Origin of the sequence: Kitasatospora sp. SC0581, assembly GCF_048159585.1 — a bacterium.
Classification (GTDB): domain Bacteria; phylum Actinomycetota; class Actinomycetes; order Streptomycetales; family Streptomycetaceae; genus Kitasatospora.
On sequence record NZ_JBLRWA010000001.1, the window covers coordinates 215,528 to 231,040 of the forward strand.

Sequence of the window (15,513 nt, forward strand, 5' to 3'; positions counted from 1 at the left end):
CGTCCAGGATCGGTCGGTCAGGCCCGGCCGGTCAGGCTCATGCGGACTGGTTCGGCACCTTGAGGTGCTGGGACAGCCACTCCAGCGAGGAGGGCAGCAGGGCGCTCCAGGTCTCGAAGTTGTGGCCGCCGTTCTCCAGCATGCTGTACGAGACCTTCATCGGGCTCTGCACCCCGTCGACGAAGGCCTCGGTCTGCTGCCGGTAGTCGCCGTCGCCCTTCTTGGTGCCGGCCAGCAGCACGGACACCTTCGGCTGCGGCAGGTTCTTCAGCCGCCACAGCAGGTTGGCCTCGTCGCGGCGTTGCTTGCTGCCGCCGAAGAGGTCGCCCGTGGTCGGGTCGTCGGCGGCGTCGTAGTAGGCGGAGAGGGCGACGGCGGTCGGGAAGACGTCCGGGTGGCGCATGGCCAGCTTGAGCGCGCAGTAGCCGCCGGTCGAGTTGCCCATGAAGGCCCAGGCCTGCGGGTCGGTGGAGACCCGGTAGCTGGCCTGGATCGCCGAGGGCACGTCCTTGGTGAAGTAGGTGTCGGACTGCGGGCCGTTCGGGACGTCCTCGCACTCGGTGTCCTGGGGCAGCGCGGGCGAGGGGCGCACCAGGACCATGACGGTCGGCTGCATCCGCCCCTCCTGCAGCAGCTTGAGCGCGGCGCCCGGGTAGTTGAAGCGGGTGATCAGGTTCTCGGCGATTCCTGGGAATCCGGTGCTGACGATCACGGCCGGGAACTGCTTCTGGGCGTACTCCGGCTGGAAGTACTGCGGGGGCAGGTAGACGTAGCCCTCGGTGGACAGCCGACTGGCCGCGCCGTCTATCCGGACCTTGCGGATCTCGCCGGACTGGGCGGGCTCGCGGCCCATCGCGCCGCCGCCCTTGACCGCGGCCTGGCCCATCGTCTCCACCATCAGCCGGCCGGAGGCGTCCGCCTTGTTGTGGATGACCACCGGGCCGGTGTCGCCGGTGCCCAGCAGGTCGTCCCAACTGCTGTAGAAGGCGAAGTAGTTGTTCGCGACCAGGCCGAGCGCGGCGAGCACCGCGAGCTGGGTGGCGAGCAGTGCGCCGATCCGGCCGAGCACCGACTGCCAGGTCTTCTTCGCGAGTCTGGGCCACAGCCAGACCGTGCCGACCATCATCACGACCGCGATCAGTGCGGTCAGCGCCAGCACCTTGTGGCTCGTCAGACCCATGTCCCGCTTGCTCCCACGCCTCGAACTCCAGTCCCCTCCGCTGGGGACATCCGAGGAGGTCACCCCGGTTCCCCCGCCGGGGCGCGAGGACCAACCCTAACGCCAGCTGGGAGGAAGCTGACCGCGGCTGGGAGGTGACGGGGAGCCGGGCTGACAGATGACAACGTTCAGATAACAGATTTCGAAAGTTGTCATCTGACATCTGTCAGCGGTCGGCTGTCCTCCGCCAGCCGGAGCGGGCGGGGTGGGCTGCGCCCGGGCTCAGCCCACCCGCTCCCAGAGCCGCAGCCCCGCCGTGAGCTCGCGCATGCAGCGCGCGCCGAGGTCCTGCGGGGAGCCCGGACCGGCGAGGGGCGCCTCGGAGGAGGCCCACTGCTCCAGGGCCACCCGGATCGCCGCGGTCGCGGCGGCGGCGGCCAGCCGGATCTCCAGCGGATCGGTGCCGTCCGGGCAGCGCTCGGTGAGGGCGACCCGCAGCCGCGCCTCCGAGTCGGCGTGGACCCGCTGCCAGGTGGCGTTCAGCTTCGGGTCGCGCAGCAGGCCGCGGGCCCACCGCATCATCTCCGCCCGCGCCTCGTCGGCCGGGGTCAGCGACGCGACCGCCGCGCGCTCCAGCGCCTCGCGCAGCGGCAGGTCGGCCGGGCTCGCCGCGAACAGTTCCACCCACTCCTGCCCGCCCGACGCGAGCAGCGGGGCGACGGCGTCCTCCTTGACGGAGAAGTACCGGTAGAAGGTGCGCAGCGAGATGCCCGCGGCGAGGGCGATCTCCTCGGCGGTGACCGCCTCGGCTCCCCGCTCGGCGAAGAGCGCGGCGGCGGTACGGGCGATCTCCAGTCGGGTGGCCTCACGGCGGCGCTGGGTCAGGGTCGGGCGTCCGGTCACAGGGCCAGCCTACGCGGACGCATGCCAAGGTGGCACGTCACGACGATCTGGCACATCCAGCCTTTTTGGCACAACGTGCCACTCAGGCGTACCGTGGTTCCCGAGGTCGAGAGACCACGAACGAACGGAGTACCACCATGGAGCGCTTCAGCGGACGGAACGTCCTGATCACCGGCGGCGGCTCGGGCATCGGCCAGGCCACCGTGCACCGGATCCTCGCCGAGGGCGGGAAGGTCGTCGCCGTCGACGTCAACGAGGACGGCCTGAAGAAGACCCTGGACCGCGCCACCGCCGAGGGCACCGCGGACCGCCTGACCATTCAGGTTCTGGACATCTCGGACGAGGCGGCCGTCGTCGCGGGCGTCGCCGAGGCGACCACCAGCCTGGGCGGCCTGGACGTGCTGGTCAACGCGGCCGGCATCCTCCGCTCCTCGCACACCCACGAGACCAGCCTGGAGTTCTGGAACAAGCTCCTCGCGGTGAACCTGACCGGCACCTTCCTGATGACCCGCGAGGCGCTCCCCGCGCTGCTCGCGGGCGGCCGGGGCGTGGTGGTCAACTTCAGCTCCACCTCCGCGAGCTTCGCCCACCCGTACATGGCCGCGTACGCCGCGACCAAGGGCGGCATCCAGTCCTTCACCCACGCCATCGCCTCGGAGTACTCGAAGCAGGGCCTGCGCGCGGTCTGCGTCGCGCCGGGCAGCATCGACAGCGGCATGACCCACAACCCGGGCCTGCCCGCCGACGCCGACTTCAGCCTGCTGGCCAAGCTCTCCCCCGCCCTCGGCCAGGGCTTCGCCGGCCCGGAGACGGTGGCCGGCGTGATCGCCATGCTCGCCTCCGACGACGGCGCCTTCGTCACCGGTACCGAGCTGCGCATCGACGGCGGCACCCACATGTGACCGGCTGATCGCCCCCTCGGTCCGGTCGAAGGCGGGGCCTGTGCCGTCCCCCGTACGGCGCAGGCCCCGCCTTCGTGTCGCTGTCGCTGTCGCTATCGCTGTCGGAGCCGGAGCCGGGTGCGGCGGCGGTCGGTCAGGTCACCGCAGGGGCTTCCCGAGCAGGAGTTCCCGGGTGACCCCGTCGGCGAGCAGGTCGCCCGGCTCCGCGAGCGGGGCGAAGCCGTGGCGGCGGTAGAGGGCGAGCGCCGCTTCGTTGCCGGGGAGCACGGCGAGGCGCAGCGTGGTCCCGCCGGTGGCGCGGGCCCAGCGCTCGACCTCCTCGACGAGCCGGTCGGCGACGCCCCGGCCGCGCGCCCGCGGGGCGACCCAGAGCGAGCGCAACTCCCGTACCCCGTCAGGCGATCCGGGCAGGCCGCCGACGAGCCCGACCGGGTCCTCGTCCAGCAGGGCCGCGACGTGGTGGGCGCCCGGGATGCCGAGCCGGTCGCGCCAGCGCTCCTCGCCGCCCCGGTGCCAGTCGGCGAGGCCGGCCTTGAAGGCCTCCGGTGCGTCGGTCAGGGCGGCGAGGCGGAGGTCCCGCCAGAGCTGCCAGTCGGCGGTCGTGAGGGTTCGGAGCGTCAGCGTCACCATGTCCGGCACCGTAGAGGGCCCGACCGGCGGCCGTCAGTCCGTTTCCCGTACCTGCGGGCCCGCGCGCCACCGGCCCCGGTGGTTCGGCGGGGTCCGACGGCCCGGCGAGCGCCCTACGGCGTGCGCCAGTCGGCGGGTGCCCTACGGCGTGCGCCAGTCGGCGGCGAAGGCGGCGGCCGGATTGGCGGTGAGGAGCAGCTCGGGCAGTTCGGGGCCGTGGCTGCGGGCGAGGCGCGGGGCGAGCTCGGTGAGCAGCCGGACCGGGCCGCCGGCCGCGCGGGCGGTCCGGGTCGTGGTGTCGGCGCCGAGCAGCAGCTGGGCGGCGTGGCCCGCCTCGACCAGGTCGGCGATGACCTCGAAGGCCTGGTGGTCGCCTGCGTGGCCGGCCCGGGAGGGGCTGTCCAGCGCGAGGTACACGCCCTCGGCGGCCAGTCGGCGGTGCAGCGCACGGTCGGGGAGCCGGGTGAGGTGGCCGAGGATGACCCGGTCGGGCCGGACGCCGTGCTGGTGGCACAGCCGGTGCACGACCCCGGGCGGGGCGCCGTCGGCTTCGAGGTGGACGGCGATCGGGGCGCCGGTGGCATGGTGGGCCTCGGCGGCGGCGGCCATCGTCCACCGGGTGTGGCGACTGTCGGGCCCCGCGTCGGCCGCGACCTTGATCAGCCCGGCCCGGACCCCCTCGGGCGCGCCGGGCAGACCGGTGGTGAGCTCGGCGACGAAACGTTCCGCCAGGTCGGCGTACGGGCCGGGGCGACCCTCCGCCCCGGCGCCGGTGGCGGAGAAGGAGCCCGGCGCGTAGTGGACCGCCTGGTGCGCGCCGGTGGCGGCGACGATCCGCACGCCGGTCGTACGGGAGAGCGCGGCGAGCGAGTCCGCGCCCCGGCCCAGGCCGAGCGGGGTCCACTGGACGAGGGTGCGGCCGCCGGCGGCGGCGTAGGCGCGCAGGACGTCCTCGGCGGCGGCCGGGTCGTCCAGCTCCTGGCCGGGGAGCAGCGGGCTGCGGATGAAGAGGTGGTCGTGGGCGTCGGTGACGCCGAGGGCGGCGGGGTCCAGGTCGCCGAGGACGGTGCGGACGGTGCGGCTCATGCCCCGGCCTCCTCGGTGACGGTCCCGGCGGCGCTCTCGGCGGCCTTGGCGCTCTCGGTGCTCTCGGCGAAGGTCGCGGTGGCGACCCGCAGGCCGGCCAGCGCCTTGGGGAGGCCGACGTACGGGGCGAGGTGGACCATGACCTCGGTGATCTCCGCCTCCGTCAGGCCGATCCGCCGGCTGTAGCGGACGTGGTCGGCGAGCTGCGGCTCGACGCCGCCGAGGGCGGTGAGGGCGGCCAGGTTGGCGATCTGGCGGTCGCGCAGGGCGAGGCCGGGGCGCTGGTAGGTGCCGCCGAAGAGGCTGGTGACGATCCAGTCGGGGAAGCCGGGGGCGAGGGCGTCCAGGCCGCCGAGGGTGGCGGCGGCGCCCGGACCGGCCAGGTCGGCGAGCAGGGCGTGGCCGGCCGCGCGGTCGAGCGGGGCCGGGGTGAGGTCGGGGCCGGCGGGAGCGGTCGCGGGGGACATCGGGGCGGTGGGTCCTTTCACCAGTGGCGGCCGGCGGGCAGCCGGTCCAGTTCGGGGCGGGACAGGTGCAGCACCTGGTACCGGACGCCGGGCGCGTCCTCGGGGGCCGGGCCGTTCCAGAGGGCGAAGCGGAGCAGCTCCCAGCGGCTCGGGTCGACGGCCACGGCGGCGGTGTGCAGGTCCGGGTGCGCGGGCAGGTCCGCGAGCGCCCGCTCGACGGCCTCGGCCGGGTCGGCGCCTTCCGGCAGCCGTACGGTCGCCCGGGTGGCGGTGCTGGGCTGCTCGGTCCTCTCCCCCGCCACTGACGACGTGCCGCGGGTCAGACCCGCGCCGAGCCAGTGCCGGACGGCGGGGCGGCCGAAGTCGGCGCTCAGGCCGCGGAAGCCCGGGCCCCAGAGGAAGCCGTTCATGCCCTCGACGGTGCGCCAGAGGTAGAACGGCGCGTACTGGTTGACGGGCGAGCCCTGCCGACCGCGCTCGCGGACCAGGTAGGCCTTGAGGCCGAGGCCCGGGTGCGCGTCGAGCAGGTGGCCCTTGTCGGCGACGCGCTTGCGGATGACGCCCATGTCGTAGTCGGCGGGGAGGGTGATCTCGTACTGCATGGCGTGCACGGCGGGGCTCCTCGGGTTCTGGCCGGTCTGACGGCGGGCGTCCTGGTGTCGGCAGGCGCGTCGGCTCTGGTCGTACGGGTTCGGCCGCGAGGGTTCGGCCGTACGGGTGCGGCGGCGCGCCCGGGGCCGTGCGGGTCAGGCCGTGCGGGTCAGGCCGTGCGGTGTGCCGCGAGCAGGCCGAGGGCGCCGCGGACGGCCCGGTCGAACGGCTCGGCGCTGTCGGCGGCGCGGGCCAGGACGTAGCCGCCCTGGACGACGGCGACCACGGCGGCGGCCGTGTCGGCCGGGTCGAGGCCGGGGGCGAACTCGCCGTCCGCCTGGCCCTGGGCGACCAGCTCGGCGATCCGGCCGCGCAGCCAGTCGAAGGTCTCCTCGACGGGCGCGCGCAGCTGCGGGTCGGCGACGACGTCGGGGTCCTGGGCCATCCGGCCGATCCGGCAGCCGCGCAGGACGTCGCGGTCGCGGTGCAGGTAGGCGGCGATCCGGTCGTAGGCGGTGCCGGGGGCGGCGAGGTCGGCCTCGGCGACGCCCCGCATCTGCTCGGCGCTGCGGCGCAGGGCGGCGGCCGCGAGGTCGGGCTTGCCGGTGAAGTGGTGGTACATGCTGCCCTGGCCGACCCCGGAGCGCTGCTGGATGGCCTTGGGGCTGGTGCCGACGTAGCCGCGCTCCCAGAGGAGGGCCTGGGTGCTCTCGATGAGACGGTCCTGGGTGCTCATGCGACTCACTGTACATACCAGTAGGTACAGAAGACCAGTGCTGACTCCGCCCGGGCGCCCCGGGGCGCCCGGATCCTCCTCGCGAAACGGTTGAGGGCCGTGCGCCGCCCCCCGGCGGCCACGGCCCCTCGACCGTTCGTCATCCCCCGCACCGCCGAGCGGCATTCCGGCGCGCCTGGTGGCGCGCGTCACGTCACGGACGGTGGCCGGCGTCACGCCGCGTAGGGGGTGCACGGCGCACTGCGCGGGCGGGCGCCGGACGCGGGCGACTACGGCAGCGCGCGGCGGACCTCCGGGGCCACCTCGCTCGCGAACAGCTCCAGTTGCTCGCGCTGCGCCCCCTCGGTGAGCGCGTCCACCCCGATGCCGACCACCTCGTTGCCGAAGGCCTCGTGGTAGCGGTGGATCTTCTCGATCACCTGCTGCGGACTGCCGACCAGGGCCGAACCGCGCTCCAGCGCGTCCTCCAGCGACGTGAACGGCGAGTTGTTGTGCCGGCCGGCGGCCGAGTCGAACAGCGCGTTCCAGTACGGGCGGAAGCCCTCGACCGCGTCCTGCGAGCGCTTGGCGACGTACAGTCCGCCGAAGCTCGCGCCCACCCTGGCCCGCTCCGGGTCGTGCCCGTAGTACTCCCAGCGCTCGCGGTAGTGGTCGACCAGCGCCCGGTACTTCTCCAGCGGGTGGAAGGAGTTGGCGGAGAAGAGCGGGTCGCCGTGGCGGGCCGCGAGGTCGGTGGACCGCGTGCTGGTCGCGCTGCCGTGCCACACCGGGATCGGGTCCTGGAGCGGGCGCGGCCAGACGGTGGCGTCCCGGAGCGGCGGGCGGGTCGAGCCCTCCCAGGTCACCTTCTCCTCGCGCCAGAGCCTGCGCAGCAGACCGTAGTTCTCGGCGAGCGCCTCCCACTGGCGCTCCTCGGGAAGGCCGAACAGCCCGAAGTGGCGCGGGTCGTTGCCCTTGCCGACGATCAACTCAAGTCGGCCACCGGAGAGTTGGTCGAGCATCGCGTAGTCCTCGGCGACCCGGACCGGGTCGAGGATGCTGAGCACCGTCACCGTGGTGAACAGCCGGATGGTGGAGGTGCGGGCAGCGATCGCGCTGAGCAGCAGGGGCGGGGCCGGGGAGAGGAACGGCTCGCCGTGCCGCTCCCCCACCCCGTAGCCGTCGTAGCCGAGCCGCTCGGCGAGGACCGCCTGGTCGATGACGTTGTGGAGCTTCTGCTCCGGGGTGCGCCGGACACCGGTTACCGGATCGGGGGCGTTGGCGACGAGGGACGAGACGGTGAACCGCACGGCGGTCTCCTTGGACGCTCGGGAGGGGCTCGGGAAGGAGTCGGAGGGGCTCGAGGAGGAGCCCTCGGGAAGGGGTTCGGCGCAGACCGGGCCGGGCGTGACGAGGCCGGTGGAGCCCCGGGAGCCGACGGGCCGCGCGGGGCACGGGGAGCCGGTACGTGGTCCGGCGCCGCACTCCCACGGGCGGGCACCGGCGGAGCGGCTGACGGGACGGGCGGCGCGCCGCTCGGGCGGCAGGGCACGCGGGTGGCGTCAGCGGACGGTGCCGCGGTGGCGGCGACAACAACAGCGGGCTGCGGCGGCGGTCACGGTCCGGACTGCCATCTCGCCTCCCCCTCGCCTCGCACGCGCACGATCCTCCGCGAGCATAGGCACCGGCCGGGGACGGGGCAAGGGCTTGATCCGCCACAGCCGACTGGCAAGATGTCCGGCATGAGCTACCTCGCCGCGGATGACCGCTATGACTCGATGACCTATCGGAAGGCCGGCCACAGCGGCGTCCAGCTGCCCGCCGTATCGCTCGGGCTCTGGCACAACTTCGGTGACGCCCAGCCGCTGGAGGTGCAGCGGGCGGTGCTCCGCCGGGCCTTCGACCGGGGTGTCACCCACTTCGACCTGGCGAACAACTACGGCCCGCCGTACGGCAGCGCCGAGCGCAACTTCGGCTACCTGTTCGCCCAGGACTTCCGGCCGTACCGGGACGAGCTGTTCATCGCCACCAAGGCCGGCTGGGACATGTGGCCCGGCCCGTACGGCAACGGCGGCAGCCGCAAGTACCTGCTGGCCAGCCTCGACCAGTCGCTGGACCGGATGGGCCTGGACTACGTCGACGTCTTCTACTCGCACCGGTACGACCCGGACACCCCGATCGAGGAGACGATGGGGGCGCTCGACAGCGCGGTGCGCTCGGGCAAGGCGCTGTACGCCGCGATCTCCAACTACCCGGCGGAGCAGCACCGGGAGGCGGTGGCGATCCTGCGCGAGCTGGGGACGCCGGTGCTGATGAACCAGTCGGCGTACTCGATCCTCAACCGGTACGTGGAGGACCACGGCGTGCTGGACGCGGTGGGCGACACCCGGACCAGCCTCATCGCGTACTCGCCGCTGGCCCAGGGGCTGCTGACCGACCGCTACCTGACCGGGGAGGTGCCGGCGGGCTCGCGGATGTCGGTCGGGAAGTTCCTCACCGAGGAGGCGCTGACCGGGCCGAAGCTGGACCGGCTGCGGGCGCTGGCCAAGGTCGCCGAGGGGCGCGGGCAGACGCTGGCGCAGCTGGCGCTGTGCTGGGTGCTGCGGGACCCGCGGGTGGTCTCGGTGATCATCGGCGCGAGCAGCGTGGCCCAGCTGGACCAGAACCTCGACGCGCTGGCGGGCGGCCCGCTGACGGCTGAGGAGCTGGCGGAGATCGACCGGCTGAGCCGCTGAGCCGAGGCGCCTCCGGCGGAGCGGGAGGCGTTGGCTGACGGCTGACGATCGACGGATGACAGCTGACAGATTTCGAAATCTGTCAGCTGTCATCTGTTATCTGTTCGCTGATATCTGTTACTTGTCAGCCGTCAGCTATTCGCTGCCGGCCGCTTGATGCCCAGGGCCGGCAGAACCGTTTCTGCAACCCGGTGGGCCTCCTCCAGCAGCGGATTGCCCGACAGGATGAAGGTGTCGACACCCAGCGCCTCGAACTCCTGCAGGCGCTCGATCACCTGGGCCGTCGAGCCGACCACCGCGGTGCCGGGGCCGGGGCGGAACAGGCTCATCCCCGGCCAGAGGTTGGGGTAGGCCTCCAGCTCGCGGGCCCGGGCCGGCACCTTGCCCCCGTGCTGGCGGAACTGCCGCTGCCAGCCGACCCCGTCCTCCCCCTTCGCCCCGCCCAGCTGGCGCGCGTAGGTGGCCTCGCTGGTGACGTCCAGCAGCCGGTCGGCGGCCGCCCAGGCCTCGTCCTCGGTGTCGCGGACGATCAGGTGCAGTCGCAGTCCGATCCGCAGAGTCCGGCCGTGGGCGGCGGCGCGCTCGCGGACCAGGTCCAGCTTCTCCTTGAGCAGGTGCGGCGGCTCGCCCCAGGTCAGGTAGACGTCCACGTGCTCGGCCGCCATCTCGATGCCGGCCGCCGAACTGCCACCGAACCAGAGCGGAATGCCGCCGGGCTGCGCCGGGGCCAGCTCGCGCAGGCTCGCGCCCGCGTTCTTCAGCTCGTAGAACTCGCCCTTGTGGTCGAAGACTTCGCCCGCTGTGAGGCGCTTGACGATCGACCAGTACTCGCCGCTGAGCCGGTAGCGGTCGTCGTGCTCGACGTCCAGGCCGTACTCGCGCAGTTGCGCGGTCGAGCCGTTCACCACGTTGAAGCGCAGTCGGCCGCCGTGCAGGTGGTCGAAGCTGAGCGCCATCTTGGCCAGCAGGGTGGGCGAGACCAGCCCCGGGTGGACGGCCAGCAGCGGCTTGAAGGCCGGGGTGGTGGCGGCGGCGAGCGCGCTGCCGAGCGTCCAGACGTCGTACAGGTCGGTCGCGAGCAGGGCGCCGGTGTAGCCCAACCGCTCGACGCTGCCCGCCAGTTGCTGGAGGTAGCGGAGGTCCACCGGGCGGCGCCCGGCCGGCTCCCAGGGATAGTGGCCCTCGCGCGGGATGATGTACCAGAGGACTTCGGAGGCCATGGGTCAGACCGCCTTCGCGAGCGCGGCGGCCACCGGGGCCTCCAGACCGGGGAGGTGGGCGTCGGCGACGGTCAGCGCCCGGTCGATGAAGCCCACACCGTGGAAGATGTCCGCGGCCTCCTGCTGCTCGGCGACGAACCCGGCCGTGGCGGGCTCCAGTCGCCAGGGCAGTGCGACCAGCGCGGCCTGCCAGTCGGCGGCCGTGCCGCCCAGGTTCTCGGCGGCGATCGCTGCGGCCTCGGCCGGGTTGGCGGCCACCCAGGCGTCCGCCCGGCGCAGCGCGGTCGCGATCGCGGCGACCACCTCGGGGCGCCCGGTCGCGAAGTCCCGACGGGTGAAGAACACCGAGCGGTCGGTGATGACGTCACCGGTGCGGACCAGTTCACGGAACTCCCCGGTGCGGCGGGCCGCGGCGAGTTCGGCGCCCTGGGCGATCCAGCCGGCGATCTCGCCGTCGCGCAGCCGCCGGGCCTGGTCCTCACCGGCCGCCGGGCGCGCCGGGGTGACGTCCTCGCCGTACGAGAGCCCCTGGGCGTGCAGGGCCTTGGCGAGCAGGTGGGTCTGCCAGGAACCGACGGAGAGGACGACGGTGCCGCCCTTGAGGTCCGCGACCGTCCGCACCGGACCGGAGTCCAGCACCAGCAGGGCGCCGTGGTCCGGTCGGGGCGCCGAGACCGCCGCGTAGACCAGGTCGTGGCCGGCCGCCTGGGCGGTGATCGGCGGAGTGGAGCCGGTGCCGCCGAAGTCGATGACGCCCTCGGCGAGCAGGGCGCCGGTGCGGGTGCCGTCCGCGTAGTGGTGGAAGGCGCCGGTCTCGCCGAGCGGGGCCAGCTCCTCGTCCAGGTACGGGAGTCGGGCGAGGTAGTAGAGCGAGGGGTTGCTGGCGTGGACGCCGAGGGTGACGGTCATCTGGTCAACTCCGGTGGTGCGGGCCTGGCTTGTGGGAAGGCAGGCGGGATCGGGGGAAGGTCGGGGAAAGCGGGGGGTCGCGGACGTCAGTGGACGCCGAGGTCGGCGAGCAGACGGCGCCGCAGGTCGGCGAAGGCGGGGTCGGCCGGATCGCGCGGGCTCTCGACGGTGACGGCCTCGTCCCGGGCGAGCAGGCCGTCGCGCAGGACCACGACCCGGTCGGCGAGCCGTACGGCCTCGTCCACGTCGTGGGTGACCAGCAGGACCGCCGGGCGGTGGCGGCGCACCAGGTCGCCGACGAGGTCCTGCATCCGTAGTCGGGTGAGCGCGTCCAGGGCGGCGAACGGTTCGTCCAGCAGCAGGAGTTGCGGCTCGCGGACGAGTGCCCGGGCGAGCGCGACGCGCTGCGCCTCACCGCCGGAGAGGGTGGCCGGCCAGGCCTCGGCGTGCCGCTCCAGGCCGACCTCGGCGAGTGCCTTCAGCCCGGTCTCCCGGGTCGCGGCGCCGCGCGGGAGGCCGACCGTGACGTTGGCCAGCACCCGCTTGGACGGCACCAGCCGGGGCTCCTGGAACACCACGGTACGGACCGGCGGGACGAGCACGGTGCCCTCGTCGGCCTGGTCGAGCGCCCCGAGGATGCGCAGCAGCGTGGTCTTGCCGGTTCCGCTGGCGCCGAGCAGGGCGACGAACTCGCCGCGGGCGATGGAGAGGTCGACCCCGTCGAGGACCGCCCGGGTGCCGAACACCCGGCGCAGGCCGCGCAGGTGGACGGCCGGGGCCGTCCGCTCGGTCGCCGAGGGAGGAGCGGGCGAACGGGGCGAGGAGGGGGCGAGGGCGGCGGCGGTGGTCGTGTCGGCGGTCATCGGGCCGCTCCCTGGACGGCCTGGCGCCACGGCATCAGCACGCGCTCCAGGACTCGGACGATGCCGTCGGCGGCGAGGCCGAGCAGCCCGTAGATCAGGATGCAGACGGCGAGGACGTCGGTGCGCGAGTAGTTCTGCGCCTGGGCCATCAAGTACCCGATGCCCTCGGTAGAGTTGATCTCCTCGGCGGCGATCAGGGCGATCACGCTGAGCGTCATCGACAGGCGCAGTCCGGACAGCAGCGAGGGCAGCGCACCGGGCAGCACGACGGTGCGCACGATCGCCCAGCGGCCGAGGCCGAAGCTGCGCATCGCCTCGACCAGTTTGCGGTCGGTGCTGCGGACCCCGCCCGAGGCGGACACGTACATCGGGAAGCTGGTGGCGACCCCGATCAGGGCCACCTTCGCGGTCTCCGTGATGCCGAACCACACCATGAACAGCGGGACGAGGGCCAGGAACGGGACGGTCCGCAGGATCTGGATCGCGGAGTCGAGCAACTCCTCGCCGAGCCGGGTGAATCCGGTGACCACGCCGAGCACCAGGCCGGTGGTCGCGCCGAAGAACAGGCCGAGCCCGGCCCGGGTGAGGGAGACGGACAGGGCGTCGGTCAGCTGACCGTTGCCCCACAACTCCCCCACGGCCTGGGCGACCTGGGCGGGCGAGGCGAGCACGTCCTGGGTCAGCGCGCCGGTGGCGGACGCGAGCGCCCAGCCACCGAGCAGGGCGAGCGGACCGACGGTGCGCAGGGTCACGGCCAGCGCGCGGGGGCGGGGCCGGTTCCGCCGGCTCTGCGGGGCGACCAGGCCGGCGTCGAGGGCGGCCCGGGTGTCCTCGGGGGTGAACTTCTCTGTCGTGGTGGTCACTTGGCACCGTCCCCGAGCCTGTTGACGTCGATCAGGTAGGGCTTGACGTCCACCAGCTGCTTGGTGACCTTCTGGTCGGCGAAGAACTGGGCGACCGTCCCGAACCGGGCGGTGTCGGCGTCGGAGATGGCGTCGGCCGGGGTCCCCTGCCTGCTGACGTTCACCGCGACGTCCTTCTCGGCGGGGGTGACGGCGGTCGGGCCGGCGTCGGTGAACACGTTGAGGTAGCCGGCCGGGTCGGCCTTCTCCTTCTCGCCGTTCTCGCGCAGGTAGGTGTAGAACTCCTTGACCACCTCGGGGTGCTTGTCGGCGAAGCCGTTGCGCACCGCCCAGACGGCGTAGTTGTCGGAGCCGACCTCCTGGCCGTTGACCAGGAAGTGCGCGCCGGCGTTGGCGATGGCGGGCGTCGAGAAGGTGTTCCAGGTCGCCCAGGCGTCCACCTGGCCGGAGTTGAAGACCCCGGAGGTCTGGTCGGCGCGCAGGTAGACCCGCTCCACCTTGTCGGCCGGGACGCCGTTCTTCGCCAGCGCCTTGAGCAGCAGGTACTCGCTGGTGCCGCCCTGGGAGACGGCGACCTTCCGGCCGACCAGGTCCTGGACGGACTTGACGGGCGAGTCGTTCTTCACCAGGATCCCCTCGCCGACGCCGTCGGGCGCGGTCTGGGCGAACAGCTTGAAGCCGGGCTTCTGGGCGAGCGCGGCGACGGCCGAGGTGATCGAGCCCTGGGCGACGTCCAGTTGGTCGGCGGAGAGGGCCTGGGCGGCGGGGGCGAAGGGGCCGGCGCTGCCGGTCCAGGCGACCTTGGCGTGGACGGCCGCCAGGGCCCGGTCCAGCGAACCGTCCTTCTTGCCGCGGGCGAGGAAGCCGTTGTTGCCGGGGTCGGGCAGGCGGAGCACCACGTCGGCCTTGCCACCGGCCCCGCCGGCGGCGGAGGCCTTGGCCCCGTCGGCGGACGAGCCGCAGGCGGCCAGGGCGGTGGAGGCGAGCAGCGCGGTGGCGGCGAGGGCGAGGCGGGGGGTCTTCACGGGGGTCTCCATGTGAGTGACAGATGACAGCCGACAGCTGACAACTTTTGAAATCTGTTAGCTGAACGCTGTTACCTGAAGTCTGTGATCCGAGCGCTGTCGGCGCCCGCACCCGAACCTGCGGCGCCGCTCGTGTCGGTGCCGGCAGCGACACCCGCACCCTCACCCGCACGCCGCACACGCAGCAGCTCGCGGGCCGCACGGAGCGGCTCCGGGTCGGCCCACGCCCGGACGTCCACCGGCGCGGTGAGGAAGCCCTGCTCCCCGAGGAACCGTTCCTGTAGCGCCAGCAGCTCCAGCCGCTCCGCCGACAGGTCCAGGTGCAGGGTGCGGTGACTGCCCGGCGCATAGGCCCCGGCGACGCCCTCGGCCCCGGCACCGGTCTCGGCCCGCAGGATCCGGACCACCTCCTCCGGGTGCTCCGCCGCCCAGTCGGCGGCCTCCAGCAGCACCGCGAGGAACCGGGCGACCAGCTCGGGCTGCTCGTCCAGCAGCCGCTGGTGGACCGTGATCGGCCGCGGGGTGCCGTTGTTGACCCGGACCCGGCGGTCCGGCGCCGCGTCCAGCTCCACGGCCACCTCCGCACCGATCCGGCGGGCCGCCTCGACGGCGAGCGCCCCCTTCACGTACACCGCGTCCACCACCCCGTCCCGCAGGGCGGCCAGCTCCGCGGACCACTGCCCGCCGCCCGGGACGCCGGGGACGTCCACCAGTTCGGCGTCCGCCAGGGTGAGGCCCGCGAGCCCGAGGGCGCCGCGGAGGCCGGCCAGCGCCATCGCCCGCCAGAAGTCGATGCCGATGTCATGATGCGGCACCGCCAGCCGCAGTCCGCGCAGCTGCGCCGGTTCGGTCACGCCGCTGCCGGCCCGCACCAGCACCACCTGGCGCTCCTCGATCCAGGTGAGGCCGATCAGCCTGGTCGCCTCGCCGCGCGAACGGGCCCACAGTGCGGGGACGTTGCCGCCCTCCCGGAACAGTCCGGTCAGCGCGTGGGTGTAGTGGTGGTCCGCCGCCACCTCCGGCGGAGCGTCCTGCAAGGAGCGGACGGCGATGCCGTCGGGGGCGAACTCCCGGGCGAGCCACCCCTGGTCGGCGGCGATCCCGGTCGCGGTGGGCACCGGGCAGCGGGTGAACCAGAGGGTGTCGGGAAGCGGGGAGGTGTTCTGGATGCGACTGGACAACGGAGTTGGTCCTCTACGGGGGCTCCGACGACAGCCGGAGGAGCTCGGGATCGATTACCGCACGAAGGCACAGGAAGCCTGGTGCGCAAGGAAGTTGTACGCCACGATGCAGGGAGGAAGGCAGGTGGCGCGGGAGGCGTCGGTCAGCGACAACACGCACGGGAGGGGAGACACCGGTGGGACGTCACGGTGCTTCTCCTTCCGCAGAGTCGGGGCAGGCGCCGCCTGGACCGAGTGGCCGTCCGGCGCGATGCCAGGAGCGTT

At 73.6% G+C, this 15,513-nt stretch carries 16 protein-coding genes; 2 read left to right on the top strand and 14 right to left on the bottom strand.

Annotation, left to right across the window (positions count from 1 at the left end; all coding sequences use genetic code 11):
- Positions 1-37: 37 nt before the first annotated feature.
- Together ACLWS4_RS00915 and ACLWS4_RS00920 are read right to left on the bottom strand one after the other, a co-directional pair.
- Positions 38-1,180 (bottom strand): alpha/beta hydrolase, encoded by a 1,143-nt coding sequence (locus ACLWS4_RS00915; RefSeq protein WP_049658183.1) that lies wholly within the window; start codon positions 1,178-1,180, stop codon positions 38-40.
- Positions 1,181-1,441: 261 nt separating this feature from the next.
- A complete protein-coding gene (locus ACLWS4_RS00920) occupies positions 1,442-2,062 on the bottom strand; it encodes a TetR family transcriptional regulator (RefSeq protein WP_380738600.1) in 621 nt (206 codons plus the stop codon).
- Between the two features lie 137 nt (positions 2,063-2,199).
- Here ACLWS4_RS00920 and ACLWS4_RS00925 point away from each other — a divergent pair, with 137 nt between their 5' ends.
- Positions 2,200-2,964, top strand: a complete 765-nt coding sequence (locus tag ACLWS4_RS00925) for an SDR family NAD(P)-dependent oxidoreductase (RefSeq protein WP_416873049.1) — start codon at positions 2,200-2,202, stop codon at positions 2,962-2,964.
- A gap of 138 nt (positions 2,965-3,102) precedes the next feature.
- On the opposite strand, the gene ACLWS4_RS00930 is transcribed toward ACLWS4_RS00925, so the two are convergent.
- The 6 genes from ACLWS4_RS00930 to ACLWS4_RS00955 form a co-directional block, all read right to left on the bottom strand.
- A complete protein-coding gene (locus ACLWS4_RS00930; protein ID WP_416873050.1) occupies positions 3,103-3,594 on the bottom strand; it encodes a GNAT family N-acetyltransferase in 492 nt (163 codons plus the stop codon).
- Positions 3,595-3,735: 141 nt separating this feature from the next.
- Complete coding sequence (locus ACLWS4_RS00935; RefSeq protein ID WP_416873051.1) at positions 3,736-4,680, bottom strand: phosphotriesterase; 945 nt, start codon at positions 4,678-4,680, stop codon at positions 3,736-3,738.
- Entirely contained in the window at positions 4,677-5,147 is a 471-nt protein-coding gene (locus tag ACLWS4_RS00940; protein ID WP_416873052.1) for a carboxymuconolactone decarboxylase family protein, read from the bottom strand. Before ACLWS4_RS00940 ends, ACLWS4_RS00935 begins: the two co-directional genes overlap by 4 nt.
- Before the next feature lie 17 nt (positions 5,148-5,164).
- Positions 5,165-5,758, bottom strand: a complete 594-nt coding sequence (locus ACLWS4_RS00945) for a DUF4865 family protein (RefSeq protein WP_416873053.1) — start codon at positions 5,756-5,758, stop codon at positions 5,165-5,167.
- 149 nt (positions 5,759-5,907) lie between these two features.
- The gene (locus ACLWS4_RS00950) at positions 5,908-6,474 is read right to left on the bottom strand and encodes a TetR/AcrR family transcriptional regulator (RefSeq protein WP_117492659.1); all 567 of its coding nucleotides are present in this window, start codon (positions 6,472-6,474) and stop codon (positions 5,908-5,910) included.
- A gap of 269 nt (positions 6,475-6,743) precedes the next feature.
- A complete protein-coding gene (locus tag ACLWS4_RS00955; protein ID WP_074004290.1) occupies positions 6,744-7,763 on the bottom strand; it encodes an LLM class flavin-dependent oxidoreductase in 1,020 nt (339 codons plus the stop codon).
- A gap of 432 nt (positions 7,764-8,195) precedes the next feature.
- Here ACLWS4_RS00955 and ACLWS4_RS00960 point away from each other — a divergent pair, with 432 nt between their 5' ends.
- Positions 8,196-9,188 (top strand): aldo/keto reductase, encoded by a 993-nt coding sequence (locus ACLWS4_RS00960; RefSeq protein ID WP_117492663.1) that lies wholly within the window; start codon positions 8,196-8,198, stop codon positions 9,186-9,188.
- Between the two features lie 131 nt (positions 9,189-9,319).
- Here the strand turns inward: ACLWS4_RS00960 and ACLWS4_RS00965 are convergent, their stop codons facing one another.
- From ACLWS4_RS00965 to ACLWS4_RS00990, 6 genes are all read right to left on the bottom strand, one after another.
- The gene (locus tag ACLWS4_RS00965) at positions 9,320-10,408 is read right to left on the bottom strand and encodes an LLM class flavin-dependent oxidoreductase (RefSeq protein ID WP_416873054.1); all 1,089 of its coding nucleotides are present in this window, start codon (positions 10,406-10,408) and stop codon (positions 9,320-9,322) included.
- 3 nt (positions 10,409-10,411) lie between these two features.
- Positions 10,412-11,317, bottom strand: coding sequence for an ABC transporter substrate-binding protein (locus ACLWS4_RS00970; RefSeq protein WP_388047846.1), 906 nt, complete (start codon positions 11,315-11,317; stop codon positions 10,412-10,414).
- An 86-nt stretch (positions 11,318-11,403) separates the two neighbouring features.
- Positions 11,404-12,180, bottom strand: coding sequence for an ABC transporter ATP-binding protein (locus tag ACLWS4_RS00975; RefSeq protein WP_375873428.1), 777 nt, complete (start codon positions 12,178-12,180; stop codon positions 11,404-11,406).
- Positions 12,177-13,043: an ABC transporter permease gene (locus ACLWS4_RS00980; protein WP_049652179.1), complete on the bottom strand. Its 867-nt coding sequence runs from the start codon at positions 13,041-13,043 to the stop codon at positions 12,177-12,179. Before ACLWS4_RS00980 ends, ACLWS4_RS00975 begins: the two co-directional genes overlap by 4 nt.
- Entirely contained in the window at positions 13,040-14,080 is a 1,041-nt protein-coding gene (locus ACLWS4_RS00985) for an NrtA/SsuA/CpmA family ABC transporter substrate-binding protein (RefSeq protein ID WP_416873055.1), read from the bottom strand. Before ACLWS4_RS00985 ends, ACLWS4_RS00980 begins: the two co-directional genes overlap by 4 nt.
- A gap of 59 nt (positions 14,081-14,139) precedes the next feature.
- A complete protein-coding gene (locus ACLWS4_RS00990; protein WP_416873056.1) occupies positions 14,140-15,249 on the bottom strand; it encodes an ABC transporter substrate-binding protein in 1,110 nt (369 codons plus the stop codon).
- Positions 15,250-15,513 lie beyond the last annotated feature (264 nt).